Below are 20,415 nucleotides of genomic sequence, written 5' to 3'. Positions count from 1 at the left end.
AATTTTGCAAGCACAAGATTTATGAAATATTCCACAAAAATACATCAAATAAACGCAATTCAAGAATCGACGAAGGCATTTGAAATAGGCAAATCTATTTCTAAGGTTTTATCGTATATATTTTTGAGTTTGATTGTGTTGAACTTTACCTTTTTTTCAGCGAAAGCTCAAACTCCAACGGGTAATCCAAGTCAAGTAGAAATCATCAAAGCAGACAGTTTAATTGGTCAAAATCAACCTTTTATGCAAATGAAAAAACTCATTGGCAACGTTGGTTTACGCCAAGGAACAACTTTACTCTATTGTAATTTGGCGATTTTGAACGAGACAACCAATATTTTGGAAGCCTACGGAAAAGTAAAAATCATTCAAGCTGATACTGTTACAATTACTGGCGATACCGCTTATTACTTCGGAAATGAAAGAAAAGCAATTATCAACGGACACGTAAAACTGGATGATAGAACAATTATACTTTCTACCAGTAAACTTGATTATGATTTGAATACCAGTATTGCTTATTATAATACTGGTGGAAAAATTATTGACAAGAAGAGTACATTAACTAGTAAAGAAGGCTATTATAATACTGTTACTAAACTTTTTGATTTTAAAAAAGATGTTCACGTTCTTGATAAAGAAGGAAGTTTAACGGCGGATTCGTTGCGTTATAGTACTTTATCGAAAGAAGCTTTTTTCATTGCCCCTACTTTGGTTGTCAATAAAAAAGATACGACTTATGCTAATCCGGGTAGTCAATATAATACGATAACCAAAATTTCAAATTTAAAAGGTCGGTCAACAGTAAAAACAGAAGATTATACCATGACTGCCGATACGATGATTTATGACCCGCCAACCGAAATTGGTATTGCGATTGGAAATATTCATTTTATCTCTAAAAAAGACAAAGCGATTCTAACAGGCGACCGTGGAAGATATTCTAAGAAAACAGGTGTTACCAGAGTATTTGGACATGCTTTACTGAAAAATGTTTTTGAAAATGATACGCTTTTTCTAACGGCCGACACTCTGGTTTCATTAGATAATAAAGAAACTAAAACCAAGAAACTTTACGCTTATAAAAGAGTTTTAATTTATAAAAGTGATTTTTCAGGAAAATGTGATTCGCTGAGTTACAATGTTTCGGATTCAACGATTTACTTCTATCAAAAACCCGTTCTTTGGAATCTAAAAAATCAATCTGAAGCAGATTCAATCAATATTTTGCTCAAGAATAATAAAATTAGTGTGATGAATATGAAAGGGAAATCTTTTGTAATTTCTACTGATACTTTAACTAATTACAACCAAATAAAAGGACGTAAAATGGTCGTAAAGTTCACTAATGATTCAAAAATTGAAAAAGTAAATGTTGAAGGAAATGGAGAAAGTATTTATTATGCCGTGGATGAAAAAAATACGCTGACTGGCATGAACAGAGTACAATGTGGAAAAATGACAATGAATTTTGCCAAAAATAAAATTTCTAGAATCGCTTTTTTAGGCAAACCGGATGGCAAATTCATTCCACCAAAAGAATTAAGAGAAGAAGACAAAGAATTGGATGGTTTTAGATGGAGAGTTACCGAAATGCCTACTAAAGAAAGTATTTTAGCAAGAATAACACCCCCAATAATAGTAATACCAAAGACAATTATAAAAGACTCAGTTGAAGTAAAAAAAGTAGAAAAGAAAATTATTAACTTACCGAATAATAAAATAAAGAAAAAATCGTTGCCAAAACTTTGAAAATTGAACATTTTTAATATATTTTTGTTATATAAATAAAAAAGCCAAAAACAAAAGCAACCTTTCATCCGATTTTACAGTCTTTGGTAATATAAAGAGTTAAAAATCTTCCTCGATTGACTAATGTTGTTTGCATAAATAATTGATAAATGAAATGAAACCTATACTTTCAAATATAAAATCTTGGTTAATTTACGGATGCTTGATATCATCTATATCATCATTCGCACAAACTACCGAGAACCGCTACAAAAGTCGCTTAGACGTAAAGCCTAAGCAAAAGACTATGAGCCAGATTACAACTTCTTCTTTCAAAAAGAAAGCTTTTACATATTTTCAGCCTTCACAATTAACACTTGATAGAAATATAAATTATCAGCGTTCTGCTGCAATTAGTCAGTACTTTACTAATTCTTTGATGGTACAAACACCAAAAAATTATACGACTAAAACAGAAACAGCAATAGCTGTAGCAGAAAGTAGAGCAGAAGAATCGTTTAGCTCAGAAGATAAATTATTCGATAACGATAAAATTTCGGTTTCAAATATTTACCCAAATCCTGCTGATGATGCCGCTTGGATTAAGTACAATATTTCATCACAAGTAAACGAAGTAAAGATTACTTTTTACAATGTACTTGGAAGTGAAATTAAAGAAGAAATTCTCGACAAAGACGCTAACATAAAATCTATTTCAACAAAAGATTGGGGAAACGGGATTTATTTATATCAACTTTCAGCTGATGGACGCTCTCTGGTAACCAAAAAATTATTGGTTAGACATCAGTGAATAGATGCAAAAAACTAATAAAAAAGGCAATTCATTTATCTGAATTGCCTTTTTTTATACAAGAAGTTTTCCCCAAAAGTTGATAATACAAAGCAAGTACTTGTTCAATCAGTGAGGTTTTCTCATCATTATAAATGATAAAATCTGCTATTTTCAATCGTTCTTCATCTGGTAATTGTCTAGCAATAATTGCCTCTATTTCTTCCACTGAACGCTTATCTCTTTGCTTTACTCTTTCAATCCTTAATGATAATGGACATGTTACCACAATCACTTTATCAAAAACATTTCCATTTCCAGCAGCTTTCATCAATGCAGCTTCATAAAGGACAAAGGGATAATGTTGATTATTGGCAATCCATTCTCTTGCATCTTGATGAACAGCAGGGTGAACTAAAGCATTTAATTGTAGAAGTAAATCAGGTTTGTTGAATACTTCTGATGCAACCCATTCACGGTGATAGTCTCCGTTACTTTTATAGGCATTTTCTCCCAATAATTGAACGATTGAAGCTTTAAGAGATACATTATTCGTAATAAGCCATTTGGCACGAGTATCGGCTTCGTAAATTGGCACACCAAGTATTGAGAATATCTTGCAGATGATACTTTTCCCTGAACCTATTCCGCCAGTTATACCAATTACTTTTCCCATTATTTTAGTAATTCTTCAACCTCAAAACTAACATTGACTTTCTTCTTACTTACTTTCAACATATTGTTTTTTGCAAAAGGTAAGCTGATTTCATCGTCATAATTATCTTTAATCTTTTGCCCGGGTACTTCAAGATAAATTGTACTATCCATTGCTTTTAAAATAGACTCTGGACCTTCAATCATTACCGTTCTAGGGCTAAGGTTTATCACACTTGAAACGACATAATGATCTTTCAATGGAATATGTAAACTATCAACTTTCACAAGAAAGTCTTTCTTGATTTTGCGTTCAAACTCTAATTCAAAACGGTCAGCTACTACATAATTTACCGTCACATCTTGGATATACTCTTGAATAGAATCTGTGAGCATTCCTGTATTTAAAAATTTAGTTTTTAAAGGCTTGGAAATTTCGTATTGAATAGGAGTTTTGTACAGGGCAAGAGATTTGCGTAATAAATCCCAGCCGTTACCAGAAACATTAACGGAAATTTTTTCAGGAAGTGGCTGAGTCGGAATGTAAAGCGAGTCGTCGTAAGTAATACGAATAGGAAATGATATTTTTTGTGAATAACCTTCTTTGTTCAAGGCATTCATGACCCAAAAGATGATAGCAGCAAAAAGGCTCACTATTACAGCTTTGTAATCAGTTTTTGTAGGAGCGGGTTTCATCTGAAGAAATTTACAAATTAACGATGAGTACTTTTCTCATAAAATACTCATCATTAATTAGGGAAATGACAAATTTTATTCGCCAATTTGTGCAGAAGAGTCTTTAGAAATAGCTGTTTTCAAAAACACCATTCTTACTCCTTTGCTTGAATCTACTTCTAATACAACTGTTTTTTCTCTTACAGAAGTAACAGTTCCATGCAAACCACCAATTGTTACTACTTTATCGCCAGTTTTTAACGCATCAACATAAGCTTGTTGATCTTTTTGTTTTTTTTGTTGTGGACGAATCATGAAAAAATACATGACTACGAACATTCCACCGATTAATAAAAGAGAAGATGCACCACCTCCGCCAAACGCTCCTTGTAATAAAATACTGTTGAACATATCTGTTTTTTTGATTAAATATTTTTGGGTTCTTACTTCTTCTTTAATACTTCTATTTTAAAAGAAAAAGTATTTTCAGCTGGATTAGTGTTTGCAAGAGCAGTTACTGTTTTGCTTAGTTTTCCTTCTTTGCCTTTACTATCAAATTTTACTTTGATAAAACCTTGCTCACCTGGTTCAACTGGCGTAGTAGAATACGATGGCGTAGTACAACCACAAGAAGCATTCACATTGCTTAAAACCAAAGGCATATTGCCAGTATTTCTAAATTTATAAATGTGAACGATGGTGTCGCCTTCAGTAATTACTCCTAAGTCAACCGACTGTGAGTCTGCCTGCATAACAGGAAATTTATCACTTGTTGGTTGTAATGCGGCAACAGATTCTGCTACTGATTGATTATCACTTTTTTGTTTATTTTGACAAGCAAAAAAAACACTGATTCCTAATGCAAAGATGATTACTTTTTTCATGTGATGAATATTCGAATAGAATTCAAAACTAGGCTTTAGCTTTAATCTGGCTCATCATGCTTTCCACATCTTCCAACAAACGTTCTGCTTTTTCACGTGCTTCGTTCACTACTTTTTTACCTTCAGATTTTGCCATTGTTTCAGGTATTTCTTTACCATCAATCAAATCTGAAATTAAACCTTGCAATTGGTCACGATACTTTTGAAGTTGATAAAACAGTTTGTTACGGGTATTTTCACCTTTATCGGGTGCATATAAAATTCCTAAAGCAGCACCAACAGCAGCGCCTGTCATGAATGCCCAAAATGTTTTTGATGATTTACTCATGGTATTGTAAGTTATCGGTTAAAAATCAAATTTATAGAATAAGTACAAGGCATGGCTCAAATAAACGCTTATTTATTGTCAATCAAGCCTCGTCCAGATTTTCTAATGATTCCTTCTTTTTGTAATTTCTGAGAAAGTACATCCAACAAACCGTTAATAAATTGACCCGATTTTGGTGTTGAATAATTTTTAGCCAATTCGATATATTCGTTGATTGATACTTTTACAGGAATACTGGTAAAATGAATCATTTCTGCCAAACCTAATTTAAGAATCAACATATCTGTCATTGCCAGACGGTCGCCTTCCCAGTTTTTAGTTTGGTCGGTGATGAGTTTTTCGTAAGACTCATCGTTATCCAAAACATTATTAAAAAGATCTACGAAAAAGTGTTTGTCATCGTCCCAATTTAAAGCTAAAGGTTGTAATAACAAATCTTCCACTTTTTCAATCTTGAAAGTCTTTACACAAAGGCTTTTGAGTACATCTTTATTTTCGTTCCAATTTAGGTCTTTTTCCTCAAAATAATCAGCAATGAGGTGATGTTTCAATACAAATGTTTTTACAAGATACTGAACCAACGCCAAATCTTCTTCAAAAGTATGTTTGGTTGTACGAAGGTACGACTGGAAAGTTGTATCAGGCAAGATTGCTTCCAAGAAAAGTTTACGCAACATATTCTGGTCATCTTCCGTCCATTTTGCATTACTTCTTATAATTCCTGTAGTAAACATTGGTAGATTCTTCAAGGCAATCAATACTTGGTTTCTAGCCAATCTTGAAGTACGATGATCAGTTTCAACCAAACGACGTTGCTCATCCCAAACGGCAATTTCAGTAATTTCCAACAGTAATTGAAGCATCTTAAGATAAGCATCATAAACGCTTTCTACTTCCGATACCATATTATCAGTAATTGTAGCCTTATCTTTTTTTACATAACTTTTATATGACTCAAGTGCAAATCTAGCAGCATTTTTAGCTTCCGCAGGAATATCATCATTGGTAGATTTCAAATTGAATAATTCCTCGAAACGCTGTTCAGCCAACTTACGTAAAGCGTCAAGCTTTAGCATTTGTTGCTCTTTAGGAATCATTAAGTCAAGATTTGGGAGAAAAGAATCAGCAATTTGATCGAATGCTAACTGATAATCAGCACGTTCCGCTTGGCGGAAGGCATAAAGGCTTTGAAATGCCTTTGTTCGGAGAAGTCGTCTGTTTACCATTGGGTAATTTAGAAAGAACGTTTTGGTAGTGAAGCTCCAACAAAGTAAATTACTTTGCTGAAAGAGGGTGCAAAATTAGTATTTTTTAAAGAAAAAAGCACGATTCAAGCACAAAATTTTCAATTTTAATCATAATTTTACTGAATACAAATGTGCATAATGGATGAAACCTTTACTTTCTTCCATTGGTTATCGAAATATGAAATCCCTAAAGCATCTTAATCAATACTTCCTAAAATATAAATGGTACCTTATTTTGGGTACACTTTTCACTTTCATTTCCAATCTTTTTGGTGTTGTTCCAGCTCAGATTGTGCGTTATGCCCTTGATTTAGTGAAAGAAACAATCGACTTGTATTTTCTTTACGATGGATTTGTTTCACAAAAAATGGTTTATGAATTCTTCGCATTTTCTATTCTATTGTATGGTTCGTTGATTTTGGTATTGGCATTATTGAAAGGTTTTTTCCTTTTTCTAGTTCGCCAAACACTCATTGTAATGTCCAGACATATTGAGTTTGATTTGAAAAACGAAATTTATCAACATTACCAAACACTTCCACTTAGTTTTTACCGTAAAAACAACACGGGCGATTTGATGGCAAGGATTTCGGAAGATGTGAATAAAGTAAGAATGTACGTTGGTCCAAGCTTGATGTATGGACTTAACTTAATTTCTGTTTTCATTCTTGTAGTTTGGTATATGCTTTCTGTCAATCAAAAACTTACTTGGTATGTATTATTGCCAGTTCCTTTTTTGTCGGGAAGTATCTATTTTGTCAACACGATTATCATGCGAAAATCTGAACAAATTCAAGCGAATTTGTCAAAAATTTCGACGTTTACGCAAGAAGCATTTTCAGGCATTAGAGTACTCAAAGCATTTGTTCAAGAAGAACCTTCCACGATAGCATTTACCAAGCAAGCAAATGTTTACCGTGAAAAATCTTTAGATTTAGTAAAAGTAGATTCGTTGTTTACTCCTTTAGTTTCAGTGTTGGCTGGTTTAAGTTCTGTCATTGTAGTGTACGTTGGTGGCATGGAAGTAATGGCTGGGCGATTGACTGCTGGAAGTATCACAGAATTTATTTTGTACGTTTATATGCTTACTTGGCCAATGATTGCTTTGGGTTGGACAACTTCACAAATTCAAAGAGCGGCGGCTTCACAGCAAAGAATTAACGAGTTTTTGGAAATAAAAACTGATATTACTTCTCAAGAAAACATCAATCATGAAGTTGAAGGAGCTATTGAAGTAAAAAATGTTACTTTCACTTATCCAGATTCTGGCATTGTGGCTTTAAAAAACTTCTCGATGTCAATAAATGCTGGCGAATCAATAGCGATTCTTGGTACAACAGGTTCTGGAAAAAGTACCGTCGCCAATTTGCTTTGCAGAATGTACGATGCCAACGAAGGAGAAATCAAAATTGACGGTTTGCCCATCAAAAGCCTGAACGTAAATAAATATCGTTCACAAATTGGTTATGTACCTCAAGATGTGTTCTTATTTTCTGATTCTATCCGTAATAATGTGCGTTTTGGAAGTAATGAAATGAGTGAAGAGGAAATCATTAAAGCCGCAAAAGATGCAGATTTATACAATAATGTGATTGATTTTCCAGAAGGCTTTGATACTGTTTTGGGCGAAAGAGGTGTAACGCTTTCTGGTGGACAAAAACAGCGTTTATCCATTGCTCGTGCCATTGCCCGTGAACCTAAAATATTGATTTTAGACGATTGTCTTTCAGCGGTAGATACCAAAACTGAAAACCAGATTTTGAATAATCTCCAAGAAATCATGAAAGGGAGAACTTCTGTAATCATCTCACACAGAGTATCTTCTGCAAAATTAGCCGATAAAATCATCATGTTGGATGATGGCAATATCATTGAACAAGGCTCGCATGAAGAACTGATGAATGCGAATAATGCTTACAAAGAACTTTACGAAAAGCAATTACAAGTAGAAGAAGTGTAAGTAAGTAAGTATGTATGAGTTTTGAGTTTTGAGTTTGAGATACAGTATTTTAATTATAAAAACGCCTTTCGTTTTATATACGCTAAGTCATTTTATGTTGTCATAAAACCTTTAATCGAATGGAGAGCAATTGGTCAAGAAGAGAAATCTATAAAATACTTGAGGTGACTCGAGGCAAAAAAAGTACTGCCTCTATTATTTTCAACGCTATTTTATTAACAACGATTTCTTTGAATACTTTTGCCATTATTTTACATTCTGTAAAAAGTTTAAGGCATGATTTTGATATTTTCTTCAGTGATTTCGAATACTTCTCGGTAGTTTTCTTTACGATAGAATACTTCGTTCGGCTTTGGGTTTGTGTAGAAAACGAAAAATACCAACATCCTGTTTGGGGAAGGATACGTTATATTTTTTCGGCTGGTGCTTTGGTTGACTTACTGGCAATTATGCCTTTCTATCTTTCTAATTTCACTTCTGATACTGGTTTAATTAGAATTCTAAGATTATTCAGAATTTTCAGACTATTCAAATTTTCAAGATATGTACATGCTTTAAAAGTAATAGAAAGTGTATTTAGAGAAAAAAGAGAAGAACTAATTCTAAGTTTTGTCTTCTTTTTATTTACTCTGTTAATCTCCTCTTCTATGATGTATTACATCGAAAATTCGGCTCAACCTAAAGTGTTTTCTAGCATTCCTGCTACTCTTTGGTGGGGAGTTACTACCATTACTTCGGTAGGTTATGGAGATACTTATCCAATTACACCACTTGGCAAATTATTGGGCGGTTTTGTAGCTGTAGCTGGAGTAGCAATGTTTGCTTTGCCAACGGGTATTTTTGTTTCAGGTTTTAATGAGCACATTAAAATTTACAAAAACGAAGATAAAAACATGAAATTTTGCCCGCACTGTGGCGAAAAACTGCACTAATTTTTCTTCTCTCTTATTTACTTAATTTTCGATATGCCTCAGAATTGGTTGGATCTAGCGAAGTAAGTAATGGCACTATTTTCTTTCTTTCGTCTAATGGTGCATCGCTAAAAATATTTAATAATTCAGTTGATTTTGCTTCAAAGAAAAGGCGATACCAAATTTGTCCAGGACGATTCTGACTTACTTGTTTAATCGTATTTAAGTATTCAATTATTTGTTTTCTACTATTTGCTGGGTCGCTGGCATAATTATCCATTGCCAAGCGATGATACGTATAAAAACCTTCACGAAGTGTTTGTAATTGCTGATTCAACAAATTTTCAGCAACCCAATATCGATTACGAATATCATTAGAAGAAGACCAACCTCCGCCAGCATTTTGTGCTAAGTTTACAACGTTCAAGGCTTTTTGAGCATGATTTAATCCTCCCATTTTTTCAAAAGAGTCATAATCAAATGCTAAAGCGATGTAAGCGTAGAAAGCTAACATTTGGGTGAGGTTATCATTGTAATTGTTATCGTTATAAGTAAGTGGCGTACCTGCAATGTATTTAAATACGAAATTTCTATCAATATAATTTAAAAGTACTGTTTCATAAGCAGTACCATAAACAGGACGAGTAACCTGAAAACGTGCATTGGCTTCGTAATCTCCAGTGGCTGTTGCTTTGGTAAGAATTACAGCTAACGAACAATTGATTTTTTCTTCTGGGGCAAAATTATCATTCGTCCAACGGCGATTATTCAAAAACTCCTGCATTACATTTTGTAATTCTGTATAAATCTGAGTTGCTCCACGTTGTTCATTTACTTGAATTTGGTCTGTAGAAATACTTACTCTACAATTGATTTCTTGTGCATTAGCATTTGTACTAACAAGCAAAGTACTCATCACAGCCAAAAGTATGAAAAGAGTAAATTTCAAAAAAGGTCTATTTTTATTGTTATTTTTCATCAATATTATTTTTCGAAATGGCTTCAATAATGGCATTAACTATATCTTGAGCAACGTCTTGTTTTGATTTCAAATCAAATGCTAAGATTGTATCATCTTTTTTAATAATACTTATTTTATTGGTATCATGTCCAAAACCTGCTCCTGAATCTTGTAAAGAATTCAGTACAATCATGTCCAGATTTTTAGATTGAATTTTAGTTTTTGCATTAGCTACTTCATTATCCGTTTCCAAAGCAAAACCAACCATTAATTGATTTTCTCGCTTTTGTTGACCTAAAGTTTTAGCAATATCTGTCGTTTTAACGAGTTCTATACTAAACGTATCTTCTTTCTTTTTTATTTTCTTGTCAGCTACCACCGCAGGCGTATAATCTGCTACAGCAGCGGCTAAAATGATAATGTCAGATTCTTCAAAATTAGATTGAGACGCTTGGTACATTTCTTCGGCTGAATGTACCTTTACTAAATTGATGCTTGAGTCTGGTTTTTTCAGAGCTACTTGTCCACTAACTAAGGTTACTTTTGCTCCAGCTTTTGCCAATTTATCGGCGATTGCATAACCCATTTTTCCTGTAGAATGATTGCTGATAAAACGTACTGGGTCAATCGCTTCTTGAGTCGGTCCAGCGGTAATTAGTACTTTTTTTTCTTTTAAAACTGGATTTGCCGAGAAGTATTTTTCTAAAATTGCTAGAAGTTCTTCTGGTTCAGCCATTCTTCCTTCTCCTACTAAACCGCTTGCCAGTTCACCAAAGCCAGATTTGATGATGTGATTTCCGTAAGATTTCAGTTTTTCAAGATTCGATACAGTACTTGGATGAATGTACATATCCAAATCCATTGCTGGAGCAAACATTACTTCACATTTTGCAGAAAGATATACTGCTGTGAGTAAATCATCACAAATACCATTCGCACATTTTGCCAAAGTATGTGCTGTAGCAGGTGCTATGAGTATAATATCAGCCCAAAGTCCTAAATCTACATGATTATTCCATTGTCCAGTTTCATCTTTTACAAAAGATGAGAGTACTGGATTTTTTGAAAGTGTTGATAAAGTAAGCGGCGTAATAAATTCTTTGGCGGCTTCGGTCACTACAATTTTTACTTCTGCCCCTTCTTTCACCAGAAGTCTAGTGAGAATAGCAATTTTGTAAGCAGCAATACTGCCTGAAACACCTACTATTATTTTCTTACTTTTAAGCATAATTTGTTTTTTGCCTCTTTATCGTTCAACATTGGTTTTGTCGCACAAACTTAATCAAAATCAAAAAGGTCAAATGTAAAACATCTGACCTTTTTGATTAAATACTTAAAGAAAAAATCTATTCTTCTGAACCTTCATTTTTCGGTAAAACAAAAGTGAATTTATCTTCCATGAATTCGTCAATTGCTAAAGACGTTGGCTTTGGCAAACGCTCATAGAATTTAGAGATTTCAATTTGCTCACGGTTTTCAAAAATTTCTTCTAAGTTATCTACTGAAGAAGCAAATTCTGATAATTTATTATTCAATTCCTCTTTAGACTTCAAGGCGATTTGTCTTGCACGTTTCGAGATGATTGCTACGGCTTCATACGTATTTCCTCCTGCTTTGATAGCGAGTTTATCTACGTCTCTGGTAATAATTGATGGATTCGTTGCCATATCTTTGGTTGTTCTACTGTTTCTTGTTAAATGTTTTCAATAAAATACTGATTACTTCTGTTTGTCGCCTGCACCAACCTTCGAAGTATTAGATTTCTCTTTAGCGGCTTTGTATTCGGCTTCAAGTTTTGCAATTCTGTCGCTTTCTTTAAAACTGATGTCATATAATTTTTCAGCCTTTTTCAAGAAATCACTTTTAGGATACTTATCCACTAAATCTTGATAAAACTTAATGGCATCATCAAAACGCTCTTTTTGTTTACTTTCAATGGTACTTTGAGCTAAATCATATTGTGATTGAACTTTCAAAAATGCCAATTCTTCGTTATAATCTGAATCTGGATAATCCTTTTGAAAATTGTTAATTTCAATAACGGCTGATTTCAAAGAAGCAATATTAAATTCACTAGTTTTATAATAAAGCTTTACTTTTTCATAAGCTTTTTGCTCTAATTTCTTTCTTAATTCCTTAATTAAGTCAGAAGTTTCATCTCTAAACTTACTATCTGGATAATTATTAATAAAATTCTGTAGCTCGTTAATGGCTGTTATTGTTCCACTTTGGTCAAGATTGAACTGCGGAGAATTTTTATACAAAGCATAAGCCGACATATAAACAGCTTCTTCATAATGCTCACTTCTGGCGAAAGTTTCAGCAAAACGTTTGAAATGGAAATTAGCCATTTCGTAATTACCTGTGTGATAATCGCAATATGCTTGGTAAAAAGTAGCGATTTCCTGTTGATCTGTTCCCGTTAAAATTGGTAACAATTCCTCAAAGAGTATGCTTGCTTTATCGTACTGACCTTTCTTGAAGAAACGAATCGCAGCGTCGTACTTTTTCTTTTCATCAGTCATTTTTCTGATTTTTTCGAAATTGCTACACGCACTGAGGGTCAAAGCAAACAGTATGAATAATAAAAATTTGTGAGTTCTCTGCATAAGTTCGCAAAGTTAAGTAATTTTTGGGAGTTTGAAAATCAATACTTGTATTTGTTAATCATATAATTAAGCAAAGTCAAATTTCGTCATTAAAACTGCTTAAAACATGCTATCAAGATAAGATTTAACGAATTTTAACAATTGATATTTTTCAATTTTAAGAAGATGTCATCACTTTAATGTATTTCGTCCTCAAACTCATTCCCAATAAAGCCCTATCTAAAAAATATTTCAAGAAAAAACCCTCAAATAGAACAGATTAGACCTCTTTTGAAATTTATCAGTTTTTCAGACTATTCATTCCGTATAAGCGAGTGCAATTTCGTATTATTTTTTTCATACTTTTGGATTCATTATATTATTACAAATGAACAATTGATGCTTTGCAATGAAGCATTTGAGCAATTCCTTTTCATAAACCAATTTTTTCCATGTCAAATAAACTATCTAAAAAACTCCGTTTAGGAATTCCAGCAGTTCTAATCGGTGGTGCTTTATTTACAACCGCTTATCAAAACTCCCCTTCCAGCCGTTTTATTAATCATTATGTTGATTCTGTATTGTCAGAAACTCAAAAAAGATTACCTGATAATTCATTAGAAGGAGTAAAAATGGCAGACGGCTTAGAAGTAAAAACCTTTGCAACTGAGCCAATGTTGATTAATCCAACAGATATTGATGTAGATGCTCGTGGACGAGTTTGGGTATTAGAAGCTTATAATTATCGCCCGAATATCACGTTGAATCCGACGAGAAAAGAAGGCGATAGAATTGTTATTTTAGAAGATAAAGACGGAGATGGCAAGGCTGATGAAAGTAAGGTTTTCTATCAAGATGCTTCTTTAAATGCACCTTTGGGTATTGCCGTTTTAGGAAATGTAGTATTGGTTTCGCAAAGTCCTTATGTTTGGAAATTGACGGATACTGATGGCGACGATAAAGCGGATAAAAAAGAAATACTCTTCCAAGGCATTGGTGGCGAACAGCATGACCACGGAATGCACACTTTTGTATTTGGACCAGATGGTAAACTATACTTTAATTTTGGGAATGAAGGTCGTCAGTTAAAAGATGCCGCTGGCAATGTGGTAAAAGACCAATTTGGCAAAGAGATTTCTCCGAAGAATTATCAAGAAGGAATGGTATTCCGTTGTAATTTAGACGGTTCTGAAGTAGAATGCTTAGGACAAAACTTTAGAAATAATTACGAAGTAGCAGTTGATTCTTATGGAACGATGTGGCAATCTGATAATGACGATGATGGCAATAAAGGTGTGAGAATCAATTATGTAATGGATTATGGCGATTATGGCTACAAAGATGCTATTACGCATGCTTCTTGGCCAAGTAATCGTACCAATATTGAAGAGGAAATTTCAAGACGCCACTGGCATTTGAATGATCCGGGAACTGTACCAAATCTTTTACAAACAGGTTCTGGTTCACCAACAGGAATGATTGTCTATGAAGGTAATTTGTTACCAAGTACATTTCAAGGACAAATGATTCACTGCGAACCGGGTCATAATGTGGTACGTTCTTATCCAGTTCAAAAATCTGGTGCTGGTTACTCTGCTGATATTGTAAACATCATGAAGCAAGAAAAAGACCAATGGTTCCGTCCTGCTGATGTTTGCGTTGCTCCAGATGGCTCGTTAATCGTTGCAGACTGGTACGACCCAGGCGTTGGTGGACACCAAGCAGGCGACCAAACTCGTGGTAGAATCTATAGAATTGCCCCTAAACATACGCCTTATTACGCTCCAGTTCTTGATTTTTCAAAAGTACAAGGAGCAGTTTTTGCTTTACAAAGTCCAAATATTGCTAGTCGTTATTTAGCTTGGGAAGCTCTTACCAAATTTGGGAAAAGTGCAGAGCCTGAACTATTAAAACTTTGGAATTCGGGTAATCAAAGAATGAAAGCACGTGCATTTTGGGCTTTGTGTAAAATTGTTGATAGTAAAAAATATGTAGAAATTGCCCTTGCTGATGCCAATCCAGACATTAAAATTGCAGGTTTAAGAGCAGCTCGCCAGTTGAAGTTAAATGTATTAGACTACGTAAAACAATTAGCAAAAAGCAACGACCCGCAAATTCTAAGAGAATGTGCCATTGCTTTACACGGAAATACTTCTACTGAAGTTGCCAGTATTTGGGCTGACTTAGCCACCAAGTATGATGGTAAAGACCGCTGGTATCTTGAAGCATTAGGCATTGGTGCTTCTGATAATTGGGACGCTTGTTTTTCGGCATATCTTAAAAAAGTATCAGACCCAACCTCAACTCCTGCTAGTAGAGACATCGTTTGGCGTGCAAGAACGAATGAAAGTGTAAGATTTCTTGCAAGTTTAGCGACAGATTCTCATATCAGTTTAAAAGAGCGTTTACGTTATTTCAGAGCCTTTGATTTTATTAAAGGCAAAGAAAAATCGGAGACTTTATTATCATTATTGAAAGGAAATTCTCCTGAACAAAATGAAATCAACAAACTTGCTTTAAATCATTTGGATGTAGATTTCGTAAAAACTTCTCCATTAGCCAAACAATCATTAAGTAGATTATTGGCTAGTTTGAATGGGAAAGAGTATTTAGAATTACAAACAAAATACTTGTTGCCAGAAGAAAACCCACGCTTAATGAGCATGGTAAGTAAAGGAGAAATGCCCCGCCAAGCGGCTGAAGCTTTGATTAAATCGCCTGAAGGTTTGATGATTGTAAAACAAACGATTAACGACCCTAAAAAAGAAACCTTAGCGATTCAGTTATTAAATGGCATTAAATCAAACGGAGGTCAGACTTCGATTGATATTATCAAAACGATAATGTCAGACAAAACTCGTTCAATGACCATTCGTCGTGAAGCTACTCGTGCAATGGGTGATAGCGACAATGGTCAGAATTTGATTTTAGCTTATTTGAAAGAAAATAAAATTCAAAAAGATTTTATTCCATTTGCCGTGGAGGGAGTAAGTAAAGCATGGCGTAGGAATGTTCGTATTGAAGCTTCTAAGTATTTAGGAAATTCAACCAGTACGAATAAAAAACTTCCTCCAGTGGCAGAATTGGTTACTTTGAAAGGTGATGTTAAAAAAGGAGCGGCGGTTTTTGCAGCAAATTGTTCCGTATGCCATCAAGTAAATGGCGAAGGCATGGATTTTGGTCCAAAACTTTCTGAAATTGGTTCTAAATTAGGCAAAGATGGTCAGTATTTAGCCATTATGTTTCCAGATGCAGGTATTGGTTTTGGTTACGAAGGTTGGGATTTAAAAATGAAAGATGGTTCTACGATGAGTGGTATCATTGCTTCAAAAACCGAAACTGACATCAGCTTAAAAATGCCTGGCGGAATTGTTCAAAACATTAAAACAAGTGCTGTAAAGTCCATGAAAATGATGAATAATTCAATGATGCCAACAGGATTAATGGATGGAATGAGTAAAGAAGAAGCTGTTGACTTAGTAGAGTTTTTGACTAGCTTGAAGAGAAAATAAGCAAAGCTTTAAGCTGTGAGTTATTAGCAACTTTGAGTTTTAAAATTAAGATAAGTACGGTTTGAGACATCTATTGTTTCAAGCCGTATTTGTTTTTATACAGTTTCCTTAATTATTCTATCAAAAAACAAAGTCTAATTTCTTTCCCTTTATTAACAAAAAAAGGCTTGATGCGTAATTGCGTCAAGCCTTTTTTATATTGATATTTCGAAAACTTATCTCAATAACTCTATCCAGCCTTTTAATTTAACCGTTGGATAGCTAGGATCTAACATTAAGAATTTCACTTCAGCATTATAGAAATAAGTACCGACTGGCAATTCTTTTCCATTTGTATCAGTGCCATTCCAAGATAATTTTGGACCAGTATAATCATATACTTTTTGTCCGGCACGGTTATAAACGCTAAAGGTTAGGTTCTGTACAAATCGTGGACATCTTATTGCTTGGAAAACATCATTCTTTCCATCTCCATTTGGTGTAAATACATTTGGTAATTCAAAACTTGGACAATTATCCTTACAAACTGTATTGCTTGGCGCACTTTCTGTACCATATTTATCTGTAGCTGTTATATAATAACAACCTAAATATGAATCATTTTTTATGTGCGTAAAAGTCTGCAAAGGTGGCGTTGGACTCGTTACTTCTCCTACTTTCGCAAAGGTAGCATCCGAACGTTCTGCATAATAAATAGTATATTTTACGATGTCCTTCGTACAATCACTTCCCGAAGCAGATTTATCTGGATTCGTCCAAGTAAGTTTATTTTCGAAAGATGTTAAATCACAATTTAGATTGTCCTTTGTATATTTTTCACAATCAAGTATATCAATCGTCAATTGCGGTGGACAAGGAACAATATCACTCAATGGTGTTGCACAAATAATTTGCGAGAAATTATAGTACAAATCTGGTTTGATTCTAGCATCACCATAAGTACCAACAGTTTCTACTTTATAACAATAAGTAGAATCTTGCGACATTGTGGCAATTGCCACACCATCAGCTGCATAAGTATCAGCACCAGTATCAGTAAAGGCAAATGTACTTGCCGAAGTTACTGGCACATCAGCAATACGGTTGAATACTCCTGAACCTGAACGAGTTTCACGATAAACCCGATGAATTTGATTTTCATTTCTCCAAGGTACAACAGCTTGCCAAGATAATCGTACTGTTTTCTTATCGGGTGTTGCTGATAAACGAACGCTACTTGCTTTATCTGTGCTATCTAACAAAGTTAAACCAGTGTTACTTGTATAATAAAATGCAATGCGATAATTATAAGCATTTGCTGTAGTATTCAAGCCTTTATCAACAAAAATAGTATCTGCATTTGCTGACAAGTCTGTATTAATGTTTGGAGAAATTTGTGCAAAGTTTGTTCCATTCAAACCTGTTGCTCTGAACAAACGATATTGATATGGGCCTTTAAACGCATTTTTATCAAGTCCCAATGGACGAGTCCATTTAACTGTAATTTCACCATTTGTTGCATCTGTTCTATCAACTGAAACATTTGTCATGACTGACATTTGAATGGGTAAATTAGCACAAGCTTGGTCTGAAACAATGCTTTCAGCCTTATTGATACCATTTGTAAATACGACTACTGTTCTGTAACTGTAATCTGTATTCCGTTTTAAGTTGTTATCTACATAACTTGTTGCTGAAACAGGTACTCTTGCTACTTCTACATAACCCAAGTTTGCAGGTAAGCCAGTAACACATTTATCAGGTGTGTAAGCAGTACAGCCTTCTTTACGATAAATAACAATTTCAGAACCAGCATTCTGACAAGTATAACTATCCCAAGTTAAAGTCATCGTTTTATTTCCTGCATCGCCAGTTGCTTTGAGGTTTTTAATTCTAGGAGCAACGATTCTAATCTTCCAAATTTTACTATCGACTAAACTAGGGATAAGTGCACTCTTCGGTAAATCTTGTACTTTAAAAAGTACATCATAAGGTTCTTCTCGGATATGATTACAACCCGTTTGCCAAACAAATCTACCAGAAGCGGGCGATGCTTGGTTAGGCGTTGAAGTAAATGTTGCATACGGTGCGCCAATAAAAGTAGTACCATCTGGTAATCTATAAACTGCTCCCGTTGAAAGTATCGTCAAATTATCTACTCTTCCAGAATTAGAAGGCGTATCCGTTGCCGTAATCGTTTCATTAATGAGTGTTCCTGCTTCCACACAAATATCTTCAGGTATTTTAATAACTGGAGGTTTGTTGTCGGCATCTTTTACTTCAATTTGCATATCTCTTTCAGTAATTGAAATCAATACGCCATTTCGCCATTCTTCTACATAAAAAGCACAGTTATACAAACCTATTTCTTGAGGAACATCCCAAATTAAATCACCTGTAAGGGCATTGATAGAAAAACTACTTGGCGTAGTTGCTACTTCATTTGGCTGGCGAAAACCAGGAACGGCATCACCTCTTCTATCAGTACAGTTATCTTGGTCACCTCTTCTACAGAAAGTAAGACGATACGCTAAACTATCCCCATCTACATCAATCGCATTGGGATTATGGATAAACTTTTGTCCAACAACAGCTGTTAAATCAACCGCTGGGTTTAATAAAATTGGTGTTGAATTCAGTCCTAAACCCGGATTTACTTTAAAAATTGTTTCTACATAAAAAGCTACTGCATCCGAAGCCCCACCGATATTTCTAACACCTTGGTTCCTATTTGAAATTGCCACAGTTACTTTATAATCTGCCGCTCCCGAATAAGTATAAATTGCTTTGTAAATACCTTTCCCAATTCCATTACCTATGTCTTCCCCATTACCTCCACCATTGATACGGGGTGCTCTGATACTTCCGATGCCATCGCCAAAACAAAAAGAGGCATCTCTTTGGTCTTGCCAAGCTCTAAATCCAGTATTTAAATCGCAATAAATTGTGAGTGTGAATTCGTAAGTAAAAGACGAAGATGAAATTCTTTTGACAGAAATTTCTCCTCCTCTCATGTGTGTTGCGAAAGACTCAGTAGTGGAAAAAACCAAAAAGAAGCCTATTACGAAAAGGTATAATTGTTTAAATCTCATAAAAATTTAGAATGTAAAATTCGGATGATTTGCCCACAAGTTATGTATTATTTTTTTTGCTAACTAACGAAACAAAAATTCGAACATTAAGTTAAATCACAAGAGCCAGCAGGAAGGCTCTTCAAAATTAATCTTTAACAATAAAAACAAGGTCTAAGTCTTATTTTATTGTAAAAAAACGTAAAAACATTATAAATAATTGCTAAAAAGTGATAGATAATTTGATAGACAATCGTTTGGGTCGTAGTTTTGGGGGAGGATATTTAGTTTTAAATTACTGGATATTGATTATTAGTGATATTTCATCTTTGAAAAAATGAATTCACCCATCATCATTATCTATTAACCTAAAACTATTAACCATTTTACTGATAACTAAAACAATTAAAAGATGTCTTGGGTAACAAAAACACTAACGAGTTCACTGGGTAGAAAACTACTGATGGCCATCACCGGATTGTCGTTAATCGCCTTTCTTGTTGTACACTGTGGAATCAATGCTTGTATTTTTTTAAACGACGGTGGTGAAACTTTCAATGAAGCCGCAGAATTTATGGCTCACAACTGGCTTATTAGAGCGTCGGAAGTTGGCTTAATGTTAGGCTTTCTTATCCACATTGTGGATGGATTAATGCTTTGGAAGTCAAATTCAGAGAAACGTCCTGTAAAGTATGCCGTTGTAAAAGGAGAAGCTAATTCTACTTGGTACTCACGTTCGATGGGTTTATTAGGTACTTTATTATTGATTTTCCTAATTATTCACCTTCGTCATTTTTGGGTAGTTAGTCGCTTTACGGATGTAATTACAAGTGGAGAAAAAACTTTATATGCTGAAATGATAGAAGTTTTCCAAAATCCAATTGTTGTAGTTGTGTATGTTTTCGGTTGTATTTCTTTAGGATACCATTTATTACATGGTTTTCAGAGTGCTTTCCAAACAATGGGCTGGAATCACCCGAAATATACTCCATTCATTAAATCTTTAGGAACTGGTTTTTCAATTATTGTTCCTATTATTTTCGCAGCAATGCCAATTGCAATGCATTTCGGATGGATTGCATAATGAAGAAACGAATATGATTTTATAAGATAAACTTTTATAA

General features: G+C 34.3%; 17 protein-coding genes. 6 read left to right on the top strand and 11 right to left on the bottom strand.

The genetic code is table 11. The features are described 5' to 3' along the window. Positions 1-21 precede the first annotated feature (21 nt). Positions 22-1,752, top strand: coding sequence for an OstA-like protein (locus VB776_RS03005; protein ID WP_323325880.1), 1,731 nt, complete (start codon positions 22-24; stop codon positions 1,750-1,752). A 286-nt stretch (positions 1,753-2,038) separates the two neighbouring features. Continuing rightward, positions 2,039-2,542 carry a T9SS type A sorting domain-containing protein gene (locus VB776_RS03000; RefSeq protein ID WP_323325878.1) on the top strand — a complete coding sequence of 168 codons (504 nt, stop codon included), beginning with the start codon at positions 2,039-2,041 and terminating at the stop codon, positions 2,540-2,542. 31 nt (positions 2,543-2,573) lie between these two features. Here VB776_RS03000 and coaE read toward each other — a convergent pair whose 3' ends face one another. From coaE to nusB, 6 genes are all read right to left on the bottom strand, one after another. Continuing rightward, positions 2,574-3,197 (bottom strand): dephospho-CoA kinase, encoded by a 624-nt coding sequence (gene coaE, locus VB776_RS02995; RefSeq protein WP_323325876.1) that lies wholly within the window; start codon positions 3,195-3,197, stop codon positions 2,574-2,576. Beyond that, complete coding sequence (locus VB776_RS02990; RefSeq protein WP_323325874.1) at positions 3,197-3,871, bottom strand: YbbR-like domain-containing protein; 675 nt, start codon at positions 3,869-3,871, stop codon at positions 3,197-3,199. Before VB776_RS02990 ends, coaE begins: the two co-directional genes overlap by 1 nt. Positions 3,872-3,946: 75 nt before the next feature. After that, the gene (gene yajC, locus VB776_RS02985; protein ID WP_184130379.1) at positions 3,947-4,261 is read right to left on the bottom strand and encodes a preprotein translocase subunit YajC; all 315 of its coding nucleotides are present in this window, start codon (positions 4,259-4,261) and stop codon (positions 3,947-3,949) included. Positions 4,262-4,293: 32 nt separating this feature from the next. After that, a complete protein-coding gene (locus tag VB776_RS02980) occupies positions 4,294-4,734 on the bottom strand; it encodes a DUF1573 domain-containing protein (RefSeq protein WP_323325872.1) in 441 nt (146 codons plus the stop codon). Positions 4,735-4,762: 28 nt separating this feature from the next. Beyond that, entirely contained in the window at positions 4,763-5,062 is a 300-nt protein-coding gene (locus tag VB776_RS02975; protein WP_184130374.1) for a YtxH domain-containing protein, read from the bottom strand. A 68-nt stretch (positions 5,063-5,130) separates the two neighbouring features. Beyond that, complete coding sequence (gene nusB / locus VB776_RS02970; RefSeq protein WP_323325870.1) at positions 5,131-6,288, bottom strand: transcription antitermination factor NusB; 1,158 nt, start codon at positions 6,286-6,288, stop codon at positions 5,131-5,133. A 199-nt stretch (positions 6,289-6,487) separates the two neighbouring features. Between nusB and VB776_RS02965 the strand changes: the two genes are divergently transcribed. Together VB776_RS02965 and VB776_RS02960 are read left to right on the top strand one after the other, a co-directional pair. Further along, positions 6,488-8,269, top strand: a complete 1,782-nt coding sequence (locus VB776_RS02965; protein ID WP_323326111.1) for an ABC transporter ATP-binding protein — start codon at positions 6,488-6,490, stop codon at positions 8,267-8,269. A 119-nt stretch (positions 8,270-8,388) separates the two neighbouring features. After that, positions 8,389-9,201 carry an ion transporter gene (locus VB776_RS02960; RefSeq protein ID WP_323325868.1) on the top strand — a complete coding sequence of 271 codons (813 nt, stop codon included), beginning with the start codon at positions 8,389-8,391 and terminating at the stop codon, positions 9,199-9,201. A gap of 13 nt (positions 9,202-9,214) precedes the next feature. On the opposite strand, the gene porD is transcribed toward VB776_RS02960, so the two are convergent. The 4 genes from porD to VB776_RS02940 all read right to left on the bottom strand — a co-directional run bounded on the left by porD (position 9,215) and on the right by VB776_RS02940 (position 12,750). After that, positions 9,215-10,159, bottom strand: coding sequence for a type IX secretion system protein PorD (porD, locus tag VB776_RS02955; RefSeq protein WP_323325866.1), 945 nt, complete (start codon positions 10,157-10,159; stop codon positions 9,215-9,217). Next, on the bottom strand, positions 10,149-11,369 hold the full coding sequence (gene coaBC / locus VB776_RS02950) for a bifunctional phosphopantothenoylcysteine decarboxylase/phosphopantothenate--cysteine ligase CoaBC (protein WP_323325864.1): 1,221 nt from the start codon (positions 11,367-11,369) through the stop codon (positions 10,149-10,151). The genes porD and coaBC overlap by 11 nt, the downstream gene beginning before the upstream one ends. A gap of 118 nt (positions 11,370-11,487) precedes the next feature. Next, positions 11,488-11,808, bottom strand: coding sequence for a DNA-directed RNA polymerase subunit omega (locus tag VB776_RS02945; protein ID WP_184130359.1), 321 nt, complete (start codon positions 11,806-11,808; stop codon positions 11,488-11,490). Between the two features lie 51 nt (positions 11,809-11,859). Beyond that, the gene (locus tag VB776_RS02940; RefSeq protein WP_323325860.1) at positions 11,860-12,750 is read right to left on the bottom strand and encodes an outer membrane protein assembly factor BamD; all 891 of its coding nucleotides are present in this window, start codon (positions 12,748-12,750) and stop codon (positions 11,860-11,862) included. A 431-nt stretch (positions 12,751-13,181) separates the two neighbouring features. Here VB776_RS02940 and VB776_RS02935 point away from each other — a divergent pair, with 431 nt between their 5' ends. Next, positions 13,182-16,241 carry a PVC-type heme-binding CxxCH protein gene (locus VB776_RS02935; RefSeq protein WP_323325857.1) on the top strand — a complete coding sequence of 1,020 codons (3,060 nt, stop codon included), beginning with the start codon at positions 13,182-13,184 and terminating at the stop codon, positions 16,239-16,241. A gap of 215 nt (positions 16,242-16,456) precedes the next feature. Here the strand turns inward: VB776_RS02935 and VB776_RS02930 are convergent, their stop codons facing one another. Continuing rightward, positions 16,457-19,312, bottom strand: a complete 2,856-nt coding sequence (locus VB776_RS02930) for a T9SS type B sorting domain-containing protein (RefSeq protein WP_323325855.1) — start codon at positions 19,310-19,312, stop codon at positions 16,457-16,459. A 391-nt stretch (positions 19,313-19,703) separates the two neighbouring features. Between VB776_RS02930 and VB776_RS02925 the strand changes: the two genes are divergently transcribed. After that, positions 19,704-20,375, top strand: coding sequence for a succinate dehydrogenase cytochrome b subunit (locus tag VB776_RS02925; protein ID WP_323325853.1), 672 nt, complete (start codon positions 19,704-19,706; stop codon positions 20,373-20,375). Positions 20,376-20,415: the final 40 nt, after the last annotated feature.

Source organism: Arcicella gelida (assembly GCF_034931025.1).
Lineage (GTDB): Bacteria > Bacteroidota > Bacteroidia > Cytophagales > Spirosomataceae > Arcicella > Arcicella gelida.
Note: the sequence above shows the minus strand (reverse complement) of the source record. Positions and strands in the feature narration are given on the sequence as shown.